The sequence below is a fragment of the Ruegeria sp. CE9 genome (assembly GCF_056537425.1).
The window spans coordinates 210,582-223,175 of the sequence record NZ_JBQFRO010000006.1 but is presented as its reverse complement, the minus strand read 5'-3'; the positions used below and the strand labels follow the sequence as shown (position 1 = coordinate 223,175).

General features: G+C 56.7%; 12 protein-coding genes and 1 riboswitch. Of the genes, 11 read left to right on the top strand and 1 reads right to left on the bottom strand.

From position 1 onward, the window contains the following. Positions 1-27: 27 nt before the first annotated feature. From ACR0B3_RS13755 to cmk, 6 genes are all read left to right on the top strand, one after another. Positions 28-912 (top strand): hemolysin family protein, encoded by an 885-nt coding sequence (locus ACR0B3_RS13755; protein ID WP_480809574.1) that lies wholly within the window; start codon positions 28-30, stop codon positions 910-912. Then, the gene (gene lnt, locus ACR0B3_RS13750; RefSeq protein ID WP_480809573.1) at positions 909-2,435 is read left to right on the top strand and encodes an apolipoprotein N-acyltransferase; all 1,527 of its coding nucleotides are present in this window, start codon (positions 909-911) and stop codon (positions 2,433-2,435) included. Before ACR0B3_RS13755 ends, lnt begins: the two co-directional genes overlap by 4 nt. A 21-nt stretch (positions 2,436-2,456) precedes the next feature. After that, a riboswitch (SAM-SAH riboswitch) is annotated at positions 2,457-2,505 on the top strand. A gap of 5 nt (positions 2,506-2,510) precedes the next feature. Next, positions 2,511-3,692 carry a methionine adenosyltransferase gene (gene metK / locus ACR0B3_RS13745; RefSeq protein ID WP_480809572.1) on the top strand — a complete coding sequence of 394 codons (1,182 nt, stop codon included), beginning with the start codon at positions 2,511-2,513 and terminating at the stop codon, positions 3,690-3,692. Between the two features lie 127 nt (positions 3,693-3,819). After that, positions 3,820-4,530 carry a tRNA (guanosine(46)-N7)-methyltransferase TrmB gene (gene trmB / locus ACR0B3_RS13740; RefSeq protein ID WP_480809571.1) on the top strand — a complete coding sequence of 237 codons (711 nt, stop codon included), beginning with the start codon at positions 3,820-3,822 and terminating at the stop codon, positions 4,528-4,530. A gap of 68 nt (positions 4,531-4,598) precedes the next feature. Beyond that, positions 4,599-5,945 carry a 3-phosphoshikimate 1-carboxyvinyltransferase gene (gene aroA, locus ACR0B3_RS13735; protein ID WP_480809570.1) on the top strand — a complete coding sequence of 449 codons (1,347 nt, stop codon included), beginning with the start codon at positions 4,599-4,601 and terminating at the stop codon, positions 5,943-5,945. After that, positions 5,942-6,556: a (d)CMP kinase gene (gene cmk / locus ACR0B3_RS13730; protein WP_480809569.1), complete on the top strand. Its 615-nt coding sequence runs from the start codon at positions 5,942-5,944 to the stop codon at positions 6,554-6,556. Before aroA ends, cmk begins: the two co-directional genes overlap by 4 nt. 26 nt (positions 6,557-6,582) lie before the next feature. On the opposite strand, the gene ACR0B3_RS13725 is transcribed toward cmk, so the two are convergent. Next, positions 6,583-7,059, bottom strand: coding sequence for a YHS domain-containing (seleno)protein (locus tag ACR0B3_RS13725; protein WP_480809568.1), 477 nt, complete (start codon positions 7,057-7,059; stop codon positions 6,583-6,585). A 218-nt stretch (positions 7,060-7,277) separates the two neighbouring features. On the opposite strand from ACR0B3_RS13725, the gene ACR0B3_RS13720 reads away from it, so the two are divergent. The 5 genes from ACR0B3_RS13720 (at position 7,278) to ACR0B3_RS13700 (ending at position 12,591) form a co-directional block, all read left to right on the top strand. Then, positions 7,278-7,814 carry a hypothetical protein gene (locus ACR0B3_RS13720; protein ID WP_480809567.1) on the top strand — a complete coding sequence of 179 codons (537 nt, stop codon included), beginning with the start codon at positions 7,278-7,280 and terminating at the stop codon, positions 7,812-7,814. 168 nt (positions 7,815-7,982) lie between these two features. Beyond that, positions 7,983-9,668, top strand: a complete 1,686-nt coding sequence (locus tag ACR0B3_RS13715) for a tryptophan halogenase family protein (RefSeq protein ID WP_480809566.1) — start codon at positions 7,983-7,985, stop codon at positions 9,666-9,668. A gap of 334 nt (positions 9,669-10,002) precedes the next feature. Further along, a complete protein-coding gene (gene rpsA, locus ACR0B3_RS13710; RefSeq protein WP_039532111.1) occupies positions 10,003-11,679 on the top strand; it encodes a 30S ribosomal protein S1 in 1,677 nt (558 codons plus the stop codon). A 270-nt stretch (positions 11,680-11,949) separates the two neighbouring features. Beyond that, positions 11,950-12,234 carry an integration host factor subunit beta gene (ihfB, locus tag ACR0B3_RS13705; RefSeq protein WP_008758048.1) on the top strand — a complete coding sequence of 95 codons (285 nt, stop codon included), beginning with the start codon at positions 11,950-11,952 and terminating at the stop codon, positions 12,232-12,234. A 6-nt stretch (positions 12,235-12,240) separates the two neighbouring features. Next, positions 12,241-12,591 carry a LapA family protein gene (locus ACR0B3_RS13700; RefSeq protein WP_170686123.1) on the top strand — a complete coding sequence of 117 codons (351 nt, stop codon included), beginning with the start codon at positions 12,241-12,243 and terminating at the stop codon, positions 12,589-12,591. The last annotated feature ends 3 nt before the right edge of the window (positions 12,592-12,594 follow it).

Genomic DNA, 12,594 nt, shown 5'->3' with positions numbered 1-12,594 from the left:
TTTAGCCCGATCAATTGGAACAGGATAATGGGTGAAACAGACGGCAGTTCTAGGGCGGCGCATGGCGCGCATTCTCGGAACAGCGATATTGATAGCGACGAAAGAGGCGGGCTATTTTCGCGGCTTCTCGACGCGTTTTCTTCTCAGGGCGAAGAGACCAGCCAGGTAAACGGGGCTGAGACGGTCAGCGCCCAACCGAGGGGCATGATCAACCTGCGCAGAATGCGGGTCGAAGATGTCGCTATCCCCACGGCCGAGATCATCTCGGTACCCGTTACGACTCCAAAGGATGAGCTGGCGCAAATCTTCCGGGATAGCGGATTGTCGCGGATCCCTGTGTATGACGGAACGCTAGATACGCCCTTGGGATTTGTACACCTCAAGGATTTTGCGCTGACTCATGGATTCAATGGCAACTCGGCCGAGTTCGATCTGAAGTCGATGCTCAGGACGTTGCTGTTTGTACCCCCCTCGATGCCAATCGGAGTTCTGCTGACCAAGATGCAGACCGAACGTCGTCATATGGCGCTGGTGATCGATGAGTATGGTGGGGTCGATGGATTGCTGACCATCGAAGACTTGATCGAACAGGTTGTTGGTGAAATCGCCGATGAGCATGACGCCCATGAAGATCAGTTATGGATACAGGAAAAGCCCGGTTGCTATGTGGTGCAAGCGCGTGTGCCGCTTGAAGAGTTCGAGGCCGAGATCGGTCGCTCTCTGACCAGTCACGAGGATGTGGACGAGGAAGAGATTGATACGCTGGGCGGTCTGGTCTTCATGCTGTCGGGACGGGTTCCGGCGCGTGGTGAGGTTGTATGTCATCCCGAAGGCCCCGAGTTCGAAGTTATCGACGCTGATCCCCGCCGTATAAAACGGTTGCGTGTCATGTTGCCGGACATTGCCGCATGAACCCTGCCAAGGGTTGGCCCTATTTGATACGATTGGTGCTGGCGGCGTTATTGGGTGTTGCGGCGGCCTGCGGCCTTGCACCATTGGGTTACTGGCCGATTACTCTGATTTCTCTGGTGTTGATCGCGCCGTTGTATGTGACCTCTGAAACAGGTCGCCGGGCGGCCTTGCTGGGGTGGGGCTTTGCAACAGGGTATTTTGCGCACGCGCTAAGCTGGATTGTCGAGCCGTTTCTGGTTGATGCCGAGCGCCATGCTTGGATGGCGCCATTTGCGCTGATCTTTATGTCGGGCGGGTTGGCCTTATTCTGGGCGCTGCCCTTCGGAATTGCGAAACGCATCGGTGGATCGCCCATCTTGCAGGCGGTGTTGTTGTCCATTGTATTGTCACTGGCCGAATTTGCGCGCGGTTATATTCTGACCGGCTTTCCTTGGGCAGGCATCGCACAAATCTGGGTGGATACACCATTCGCGCAGCTTCTCTCACTTGTCGGGCCCTATGGCTTGGGCGCCTTGACCCTGCTTGCCACCTTACCGCTGGGAGCTGCACTATTCAGTGGCCAAAACCGCCGTGACCTTGCCGTATCGATCGCGTTAACGTTGGGCTGTTTGGTCCTGGCCTTAATCTATTCAGCAAGCCGGCCGCCGGTCGTATCCTCAGGCCACATCGTGCGCCTGATTCAACCCAATGCCCCCCAGCACCAGAAATGGGATCCCGCCTATGCGCCTTTGTTCTTTGCGCGACAGCTGGAGTTCACGGCAGCCGAGCCAAGGCCGGATTTGGTCGTTTGGCCAGAAACCTCGGTCCCGGCATGGCTGGACAGCGCACAGCCTTATCTGGCGGCTATCGGTGAAGCTGCACAGGGCGCTCCGGTTTTCCTGGGTATACAGCGTGCTGAAGGTCAGCAGATCTATAACTCGATGATCTATCTAGATGAGGAGGGTCGGCGGGCGGGGCTTTATGACAAGCATCATTTAGCCCCGTTTGGGGAATATGTACCGTTCGGCGATGTTATGGCTCGATTTGGTATCCACGGAATGGCGGCCACAAACGGCAATGGCTTTAGTGCCGGACCGGGGGCCGCGCTGATGGATGCAGGTGCGCTTGGCAGAGCGCTGCCTTTAATCTGTTACGAGGCGGTTTTTACGCAGGATGTTCTGGCCGCGCCTGATCGTGCGGATTTTCTTTTGCAGATCACAAATGATGCCTGGTTTGGAACTCGGTCGGGCCCGTATCAGCATCTCGCTCAGGCGCAGATGCGCGCGATCGAACAAGGTCTGCCAATGATGCGCTCGGCCAATACCGGAGTGTCGGCGATGATCGACCCATTGGGCAGGATCACCGAGTCCTTGCCATTGGGGCAAGCAGGTTTCATTGATGCTGAATTACCAAGCGCTCAGCGCGCCACGATCTATTCGCGGATAGGCGACAATCCAGTTCTTTTGACCTTACTGGCACTACTTGCATTGTTTTGGCGTCACACCAAACGGCACGGTGACCAAATATCGATTGACCCTGCCTGACAGTGCGCGTATTCGGTCGACCGCCCGTCACAACGGCTTCCTGACGTGATGGGGAAATCTTAATGGAGCACATTCATGTCCCGACAGAATTACACTTTTACTTCGGAATCCGTTTCCGAAGGGCACCCCGATAAAGTCTGCGATCGAATTTCTGATGCAGTGCTTGATGCGTTCCTGCGTGAAGAACCAGAAGCGCGGGTGGCGTGCGAAACCTTCGCAACCACTGACCGCGTGGTTATCGGCGGAGAAGTGGGGCTGTCGGATCAGGAGAAGCTGCACGACTACATGGCGCATATCGACGATATCGCGCGCGCATGTATCAAGGATATCGGTTACGAACAGGACAAGTTTCACCACGAAACTGTCGAAGTGACGAACCTGCTGCACGAGCAATCGGCCCATATCGCACAAGGCGTGGATGCAGCCGACAACAAGGACGAAGGCGCCGGCGATCAGGGCATCATGTTCGGTTATGCCACGACCGAGACGCCTGCATTGATGCCTGCGCCGATCCAATATTCGCATGCCATTCTCCGCCGTCTTGCCGAAGTCAGAAAAGATGGCAGCGAACCCGCGCTTGGCCCGGATGCAAAGTCGCAATTGTCGGTGGTTTATCGCGATGGCAAACCTGTTGGTGTCAGCTCGATTGTTCTGTCTACCCAACATTTGGATGAAGCACTGACCTCTGACGATATTCGTCAGATTGTCGAGCCTTATATTCGCGAAACTCTGCCCGATGGCTGGCTGACCGCTGAGACCGAGTGGCACGTGAACCCAACCGGAAAGTTCGTTATCGGCGGACCGGACGGAGACGCAGGGCTGACAGGGCGTAAGATCATCGTTGATACCTATGGCGGCGCGGCACCTCATGGAGGTGGTGCGTTTTCGGGCAAAGACCCGACCAAAGTCGACCGCTCGGCAGCCTATGCGGCGCGCTATCTTGCCAAAAACGTAGTTGCGGCAGGCATGGCAGAACGCTGCACCATCCAGCTGAGCTATGCGATTGGTGTGTCTAAACCCCTGTCGATCTATGCGGATACCCACGGCACTGGCCAGATCGCGGATGCAGTGATCGAAAAGGCAGTTGGGCAGGTTATGGATTTGACACCACGCGGAATTCGCGAGCATCTGCAGTTGAACAAACCAATCTATCAGCGCACAGCAGCCTACGGCCACTTTGGCCGTGAGCCTGACGCAGACGGTGGTTTCAGCTGGGAACGCACCGATCTGGCTGCGGCCCTGAAAGCGGCCGTCTAAGCATCTGTTAAATTGTGCGCCCTGACGGGCGCGCTCTTTTTCCAATTGAATTCACAATCGTGGTGTAGGTGCAGACCCACATCTGCACCTATTGCCAGATTGCACGCATGGCAGTATGGCGACCGCCATGAGCACACAGACCCCACAACGCCCGCGCAGAAACTTCTATGGCCGCTTCAAGGGCAAGACCCTGAAGCCCAGCCAGAAGACCTATTTGAACGAGGATCTCAGCGCCTTGTCTCCGGGCACGGTCGACTGGGAGGCCAATCCCGAACGTAAGCCGCTTGACCTAGACGGATTGTTTGGGGGCAAACCTGTCTGGCTTGAGGTCGGCTTTGGCGGTGGTGAGCATTTGGTGCATCAGGCCCGGCAAAACCCTGATATCGGCATCATTGGGGCAGAGCCCTACATTAACGGCGTCGCCATGTTGCTGGGCAAAATACGCCAAGCCGGTGTTGAGAACCTTGCGGTGCATCCCGGCGACGCACGAGACCTGTTTGATGTACTGCCCGACGCCAGCATCTCAAGGGCCTTCCTGCTATACCCTGATCCTTGGCCCAAGAAACGGCATCACCGGCGCCGGTTCGTCACTCAGGAACATTTGGAGCCGCTGGCGCGGGTCCTGAAACCAGGTTCCATCTTCCGTGTCGCCACAGACATACCGGATTATGTCCGGCAGACATTGGAAGAGGTGCCGCGCGCCGGGTTCGAATGGCTGGCCGAACGTCCTGCGGATTGGCGCGAGCCTTGGGGTGACTGGATTTCCACCCGCTATGAACAAAAGGCGCTGCGCGAAGGGCGCACCCCGCATTACCTGACCTTCCGCCGCAAGGGTTGATTGCCGCTGGACCATCTGGCCCCAATTCGCTAATCCGCCTTGAACTGATAGCGAGAACAGGAGCCCCCATGTCCGGACACGGCACGCCCATCCCGATGACGTCGCACCCTTGCGGCCCTCTGACCGGCACGGCAGAGGTGCCGGGTGACAAGTCGATCTCGCATCGGTCGCTGATCCTTGGGGCGATGGCTGTTGGCGAGACCAAGATATCAGGCCTACTGGAAGGCGAAGATGTTCTGGACACCGCCAAAGCGATGCGTGCTTTCGGGGCCGAAGTGACCGATCATGGTGGGGGTGAATGGTCCGTCCATGGGGTAGGTGTTGGCGGCTTTGCTGAGCCTGACCAAGTGATTGATTGCGGAAACTCTGGCACCGGTGTGCGCCTCATCATGGGGGCGATGGCGACGTCTCCGATTGCGGTGACCTTCACAGGGGATGCTAGCCTGAATAAACGACCGATGGCCCGGGTTACCGACCCACTGGCTTTGTTTGGGACGCAATCCGTTGGCCGGTCGGGCGGGCGTCTGCCAATGACCATTAGCGGCGCTGCAGACCCCACCCCGGTACGTTACGAAGTGCCCGTACCCTCGGCGCAAGTGAAATCTGCAGTTCTGCTGGCGGGTCTGAACGCCCCCGGCAAGACTGTCGTGATCGAGAAAGAAGCGACGCGCGATCATTCAGAACGGATGCTTGCAGGCTTTGGCGCCGAAATTACTGTCGAAGATACGGATGAGGGGCGGATCATTACGCTGACCGGTCGGCCAGAGCTGAAGCCGCAGATCATTGCCGTGCCGCGTGACCCGTCCAGTGCAGCCTTTCCGGTTTGCGCGGCGTTGATCACGCCCGGCTCGGACGTGTTGATCCCCGGTATTGGGCTGAACCCGACCCGTGCAGGGCTGTTCACCACCTTGCGCGAAATGAGCGCGGATCTGACCTATGAAAACGAACGCGAAGAAGGTGGCGAGCCGGTTGCCGATCTGCGCGCAAAATATTCGCCTGACATGAAGGGGATCAATGTTCCGCCCGAGCGCGCGGCATCGATGATCGACGAATATCCGGTGCTGTCCGTGGTGGCGGCAAATGCAACGGGCACCACGATGATGGGTGGCGTCAAAGAGTTACGCGTTAAGGAAAGTGATCGGATCGACGCGATGGCTCGGGGATTGCGCGCCAATGGCGTAACAGTCAACGAAGGCGACGAATGGTGGTCGGTCGACGGTCTTGGTATTGGTGGCGTGCCTGGTGGCGGGACCTGCGAGAGCTTTTTGGACCATCGCATTGCCATGTCATTTATGGTCATGGGGATGGGAGCAAAGGCGCCGGTCTCGGTGGATGATGGCGGCCCGATTGCAACGTCGTTCCCGATTTTTGAGCCTTTGATGGCTGCGCTTGGTGCCAAGGTCGCGCGTGGATGAGGTTCACCGTTGCAATCGACGGGCCTGCGGCGGCGGGTAAGGGGACGATTTCAAAGGGTGTCGCCGCGCATTTCGGGTTCGCGCATCTGGATACCGGTCTTCTGTATCGCGCTGTGGGACGTCGGGTGCTACAGGGCGAAGAGGCCGTTTCTGCGGCCCAGTCCCTGACTGCAGAAGAACTGCAGCAAGGCGATTTGCGCACAGCTGAGATCGCACAAGCGGCCTCAAAAGTTGCAGTTATTCCCGAGGTCCGCAGCGCGTTGGTTGATTTCCAAAGGGCCTTCGCCCGACGTGCCGGAGGTGCGGTTCTGGATGGACGCGATATTGGAACTGTGATCTGCCCGAAGGCTGAAGTGAAGCTATTTGTCACCGCCAGTCCCGAGGTCCGGGCTGAACGGCGGTATCAGGAGCTTGCGGCCAAAGGTGCGGATGTGACACGCGAACAGGTTCTAGCGGATGTCAAAGAACGTGATGCGCGCGACGCCGAGCGTAGCACAGCTCCGATGAAGCCGGCAGATGATGCCGTGCAGCTTGATACATCGCATCTGAGCATCAAGGCCGCGCTGGCGCGGGCGCTTGAAATCATTGAAAGCAGCCTGCCCGCGACCTAATTGCGCCGCGGGCAAGTGTTGGTCAGTTACAACTCACCCACTTCTATACTCTTGATGTTGGCCCACTGGTCATCTGCAGTTTGCGTGGTACCTGCGACGTCTTTCAGAAAGGCGGCACGGGTATCAGCGTTTAGAAACAGATACAGTTTGCCGTCTGCGATCAGGTATTGATCCGGATCACCGTCGAACTTCTTGCCAACAGACACACCGAACGAGCAATAGCCACCGTGCTGTGGCAGGTAGGCTGCTGGGTTGGCCTCGAACGCCTCGCGGTTTTCTGCACTCGTAAAGTAGTAGGAGGCCCCATCATAGGTCGCCGAGTGGTAGGCGAAGCCTTCTACCGGGTTGCCGCTGGTGACCAGCGCGACCAGATCAACGCCATGCGCTGCAAGGGGCGCGCCAGCGGCCGAAAGACCTTTGGAGACGTTGATTTCATCTGCGGCAAATGCCGGAGCTGTCAGTGCAAGGGTTGCTGCAAATGCAGTAAGTACAAGTGATTTCATGGCAGTTGTCCTTTCCATTTTAGTTCAAGGCTCGGGTCCGCCCCAAGCCGATGAGACTAAGCTAGGAAAGGTGTGGCGGACGGTGAATCGCAGATAAGACGCGAGATGATGCAGATCGTCCGAAGATCAGGGCGTTTTGCCAAAACTGTTCACATAGCTTTGTTTAGCCACCCGTCCTCTGGCCGCCTAAGCTGTGCGGATAACCGTAGGAGTGCCCCATGATCCGACTAGCCATGATTTTATTCTTTCTTGCGGGCAGTGTGGCTGCACAGCAATCTGATGCGCCGGTGCCTGAGGCCGAGCCTCGGATGACTTACGAACGGTTGGGCAAGATAATATTCGCGCTGGACCCTGAGGCGCAGCCAATTGGACCGGGGTTTGAACTGACCATATCTGATGTGACGATGCTGGTTGTCACCGATACCAATGCCGATCGCATGCGGGCGATGGTTGCGATTGGCAGCTCTGCCGATCTGTCGCCTGCTGATTTGCAGCGCATGATGCAGGCGAATTTCGACAGCACGCTGGATGCGCGCTATGCGATTGCAAATGGCACCTTGTGGGCGGCGTTCATTCACCCGCTGTCACTGCTGGAACGAGACCAGCTGATCTCGGGGCTCGCGCAAACCGTGAACATCGCTAAGACCTATGGCACGTTGTACACCGGCGGCGCTGCCGAATTCGGAGGTGGCGACAGTCACGATCTTCAGCGTGAACTGATCGAAGAATTGCTGAAAAAGGGCGAAGAGATTTAAATTTCGTTCGGTTTTTCCGCCAAATCGCGACACCATAAGCTCTAGCTGAACGTAATAAAGCTGTTATAGTTTCCCTAAAGCCAAGAAAGGGAAGGCTGCGACACGAACCCCAATTCAAAATGGGGCAGCAGCCAAACAATCCCACCGAGCCAACAGGGACAAGAAAATATGAACAATCGTTTGCGCAAGATCACCATCGTAGGTGGTGGTACAGCGGGCTGGATGACCGCGCTGATCCTCGACATGGTGTTTTCCCGCACATCAGCGCTAAAAGATCGTCCGCGTATCTGCCTGATCGAAAGCCCCAACATCTCGACCGTGGGCGTTGGTGAGGCGACGGTTCCGCGCATGCCGGTCACCTTGCGCCAGGCGGGCATTTCCGAGCGGGATTTTTTCCGCGAAACCAACGCCTCGTTCAAGTTGGGTGTTAAGTTCTGCAATTGGAACAGGGACGCTAAGGGCAATCGTATCGATTATGTGAACCCTTTTGCTCATGGCCAATTGCTGGAAGGTCTGGAGTCGGCCGAATACTTCCTGCGCTTTGGCAATGGGGATCGGGATTTCACGCAGTCGATCTCGCCCCATGATGATTTGGCGCGTCTGTGCAAAGGGGCGCGGCCCCTGGGTGCGCCTGAATTCGAGCAGCGGTTTGGATATGCCTATCATCTGGACGCCGTGAAATTTGCAGGCATGTTGACCAAGGTCTGCACCAAGCGCGGCGTCGAGCATATTCAGGATGAAGTGCAATCTGTCGAACTGGATGAGCAGGGCAATGTCAGCCACCTGATGCTGGAGCACAAGGGTCGTCATGACATCGAGATGGTCATAGATTGCACCGGATTCCGCGGGTTGATCATCAATCAGGCGCTGGGCGAGCCGTTTATGGATTATTCGGACTATCTGCCCAATGACCGCGCGATGGCGCTGCAGATCGAGCATCCTGATCCTGAGAAGATCGAAAGCGTTACACGCTCGACCGCACTTGGCGCTGGTTGGACTTGGCGGGTGCCGCTCTACAATCGTGTGGGCACTGGATATGTTTATTCGTCGGCGCATCGGACGGATGATCAGGCGGCCGATGAGTATTTGGAATGGCTTGGAGACAGCGGCAAAAGCTTGACTCCGCGCGTGATCCCGATGCGTGTCGGGCGTGTGCGGAATGCATGGGTGAAGAATTGTTTGGCAATCGGATTGTCCGGCGGGTTCATCGAACCGCTTGAAAGTACCGCAATCCACATGATCGACCATGCAATTCGCTGGTTCGCTGAACACTTGCCAACGCGCGATATCGAGCCTGCATTGCGCAATCGCTATAATCGACAGATGAACAAGCTCTATGATGAAGTTTTGGATTTCATCTGTCTGCACTACCGATTGGGCAACCGCACCGATGATCAATACTGGATCGATGCGCGCACTGAGATGAAGATCCCGGATCGGTTGGCCGAGAACCTTGAGCTGTGGCAGCACCGCCTGCCGATGGAGCACGATATCGAGTTCGCGACGCTGTTCAATTTCCGCGTCTATCAGACAGTTCTGTTGGGCAAGCAGGTCTACGATACCGGCTATGGCACTGGTATCCGCGATCGCATCCGCCCGTTAAAGAAACCGATCTGGTTCCAATGGTGGAAAGGTGCGAAAATGGATTTGGCGCAGATCCTCAAAACCATGCCGGATCACAAGACGCTGCTGCGCGATATCCGCGGAGAGCTTGAAAAACCGGCCTTTGGCAAAGCGGTCGCGGCGCAACCGACCGTGGCGATGCCGGGCGTGAAACCCGCACCAGTTGTGATCGAGAACATGCCGAACCTTGCCGAGATTCAAAGCGGCAAAAAAGATCTGCAATTGTTTTAGGATGGCTTTGGACCCGGCCAAAGTACCGGCGAGTCTGGCAAGCAGATTGGCTGCTCAGTATCGATGCGGGCCTGTGATGCGTCGATTCTGTGGTATTGCCCTGTAATTATGGGCTTTGCCCTTGCGCATGATGCGGAATCCGCCTATACGCGCGCTGTCTGAACAAGGGCGGTTAACGTCCGGATGACGTATCTGAGCAGGGCCGGGTCACCTCGGCCCTTTGTGTTTGTTAGCTCGGGCGCGTTCTGGATCACGCAGTCAGACATCATGAAACAAGACCGGCGGAGACAACCGCTCGGCCAGCAAAAACGTATGTAAAGGAAAACAACGCCACATGGCTAACGCATCCATGGAGGAATTCGAAGCCCTCCTGAATGAAAGCTTCGAAATGGACACACCCGAAGAGGGTTCTGTTGTCAAAGGCAAGGTTCTGGCGATCGAAGCCGGCCAAGCCATCATCGACGTCGGCTACAAAATGGAAGGCCGCGTTGATCTGAAAGAATTCGCAAATCCCGGCGAAGCCCCTGAAATCGCTGTTGGTGACGAGGTCGAAGTTTACCTGCGCGCCGCAGAAAACGCCCGTGGCGAAGCCGTCATCTCGCGCGAGATGGCCCGCCGTGAAGAGGCATGGGATCGTCTGGAAAAAGCATATGCCGACGACCAGCGCGTCGAAGGTGCAATCTTTGGTCGCGTCAAAGGTGGCTTCACCGTCGATCTGGGTGGCGCAGTTGCGTTCCTGCCCGGCAGCCAGGTTGATGTGCGCCCAGTACGCGACGCAGGTCCTCTGATGGGTCTGAAGCAGCCGTTCCAGATCCTGAAAATGGACCGCCGCCGTGGCAACATCGTTGTTTCGCGTCGCGCAATCCTGGAAGAATCGCGTGCCGAACAGCGTGCCGAAGTTATCGGCAACCTGTCCGAAGGTCAGACCGTCGAGGGTGTTGTCAAGAACATCACCGAGTACGGCGCATTCGTTGACCTGGGCGGCGTTGACGGCCTGCTGCACGTCACCGACATGGCATGGCGCCGTGTGAACCACCCGTCCGAGATCCTGACGATCGGCGAAACCATCAAGGTTCAGGTCATCAAGATCAACAAAGAGACCCACCGCATCAGCCTGGGCATGAAGCAGCTGCAGGAAGATCCGTGGGATCTGGTTGCTGCCAAGTACCCGCTGGGCTCGGTCCATCAGGGTCGCGTCACCAACATCACCGACTACGGCGCGTTCGTCGAGCTGGAAGCCGGTGTCGAAGGTCTGGTGCACGTGTCCGAGATGTCCTGGACCAAGAAAAATGTCCACCCCGGCAAGATCGTTTCGACCAGCCAGGAAGTCGACGTCATGGTTCTGGAAATCGACGGCGCCAAGCGTCGCGTGTCTCTGGGCCTGAAGCAGACTCAGCGCAACCCATGGGAAGTGTTTGCGGAAACACACCCCGAGGGCACCGAGGTCGAAGGCGAAGTCAAGAACATCACCGAATTCGGTCTGTTCATTGGCCTCGAAGGCGACATCGACGGCATGGTTCACCTGTCGGACCTGTCTTGGGACGAGCGTGGCGAGGATGCGATCCAGAACTACCGCAAAGGCGATATGGTTTCGGCCGTTGTCTCGGAAGTTGACGTTGAAAAAGAGCGTATCTCGCTGTCAATCAAAGCCCTGGGCGGTGACAAGTTCGCCGAAGCCGTGGGCGGCGTGAAGCGTGGCTCGGTCATCACTGTCGAAGTCACCGCGATCGAAGATGGCGGCATTGAGGTCGAGTACGAAGGCATGAAGTCGTTCATCCGCCGTTCGGACCTGAGCCGTGATCGCGCCGAGCAGCGTCCTGAGCGTTTCTCGGTCGGTGACAAAGTCGACGTCCGCGTGACCAACGTTGACAGCAAGACCCGCCGCTTGGGTCTGTCGATCAAAGCGCGCGAGATCGCCGAAGAGAAAGAGGCCGTGGAACAGTACGGTTCTTCCGACTCGGGCGCGTCGCTGGGCGATATCCTGGGTGCAGCGCTGAAGTCCGGCGACTAAATCTCGGACCTTAACCTGATCAATATTTCGGCCCCGTGCAGATGCGCGGGGCCGTTTTTGTTGCGAATCAATATGTTCCAATTATCCGGGTTATTTCCGGTCATGATCGCTCAATAGGTGTGGAAATCGGGTCTGTGCACTAAAATTCGCGTTAGAATATGGCAAAATAAAGCCAAACCATGCAGAGTATGCGTTCCCCCGATCCGGGTTTTTTCCTATACTGTCAAATCAGTAGACCAGTCACACCGGCCGCCTGGGAGGGTAATGCGCATGATCCGTTCAGAACTGATTCAAAAAATCGCAGACGAGAATCCGCATCTTTACCAAAGGGACGTTGAACGGATCGTAAACACGGTTTTCGAAGAAGTGACGGACGCAATGTCGCGCGGTGATCGCGTTGAGCTGCGCGGTTTTGGCGCGTTTTCAGTTAAGAAGCGCGATGCCCGCGTCGGTCGCAATCCACGCACCGGAGAAACCGTACAAGTCGAGGAAAAATGTGTTCCATTTTTTAAGACAGGCAAGTTGCTAAGGGATCGGTTGAACGGTAAAGCGTAAGCCATGATGCGCTATATTCGTTATGCTTTTCTTGCTGCTTTAGGGATCATTCTGGTCTCTATCTCGCTGGCCAATCGTGAGCTGGTTGAACTGAAACTGATGCCAGATGCATTGGCTGAACTTCTTGGGTTTAACTTCTCCACTTCGCTTCCGCTTTTCCTGGTTGTATTGGGTGGTGTTGTGGCCGGTCTGGTCATTGGCTTCCTTTGGGAATGGCTGCGCGAGCACAAGCACCGCAAGGATGCGACCGTCAAGCAAAGCGAAGTGCGCAAGCTTGAGCGCGAGGTCAAGAAGCTCAAGAAAAAGCAGAACGAAGGGCAGGACGATGTTCTGGCTCTGCTGGATGAGGCAAGCTGAGGC

What these genes read in the sequence shown, in the direction of transcription:
- ihfB (WP_008758048.1), top strand. Translation starts at nt 11,950, where the DNA reads ATGATCCGTTCAGAACTGATTCAAAAAATCGCAGACGAGAATCCGCAT.
- metK (WP_480809572.1), top strand. Translation starts at nt 2,511, where the DNA reads ATGTCCCGACAGAATTACACTTTTACTTCGGAATCCGTTTCCGAAGGG.
- rpsA (WP_039532111.1), top strand. Translation starts at nt 10,003, where the DNA reads ATGGCTAACGCATCCATGGAGGAATTCGAAGCCCTCCTGAATGAAAGC.
- aroA (WP_480809570.1), top strand. Translation starts at nt 4,599, where the DNA reads ATGTCCGGACACGGCACGCCCATCCCGATGACGTCGCACCCTTGCGGC.
- ACR0B3_RS13725 (WP_480809568.1), bottom strand. Translation starts at nt 7,059, where the DNA reads ATGAAATCACTTGTACTTACTGCATTTGCAGCAACCCTTGCACTGACA.
- trmB (WP_480809571.1), top strand. Translation starts at nt 3,820, where the DNA reads ATGAGCACACAGACCCCACAACGCCCGCGCAGAAACTTCTATGGCCGC.
- cmk (WP_480809569.1), top strand. Translation starts at nt 5,942, where the DNA reads ATGAGGTTCACCGTTGCAATCGACGGGCCTGCGGCGGCGGGTAAGGGG.
- ACR0B3_RS13755 (WP_480809574.1), top strand. Translation starts at nt 28, where the DNA reads ATGGGTGAAACAGACGGCAGTTCTAGGGCGGCGCATGGCGCGCATTCT.
- ACR0B3_RS13715 (WP_480809566.1), top strand. Translation starts at nt 7,983, where the DNA reads ATGAACAATCGTTTGCGCAAGATCACCATCGTAGGTGGTGGTACAGCG.
- ACR0B3_RS13700 (WP_170686123.1), top strand. Translation starts at nt 12,241, where the DNA reads ATGCGCTATATTCGTTATGCTTTTCTTGCTGCTTTAGGGATCATTCTG.
- ACR0B3_RS13720 (WP_480809567.1), top strand. Translation starts at nt 7,278, where the DNA reads ATGATCCGACTAGCCATGATTTTATTCTTTCTTGCGGGCAGTGTGGCT.
- lnt (WP_480809573.1), top strand. Translation starts at nt 909, where the DNA reads ATGAACCCTGCCAAGGGTTGGCCCTATTTGATACGATTGGTGCTGGCG.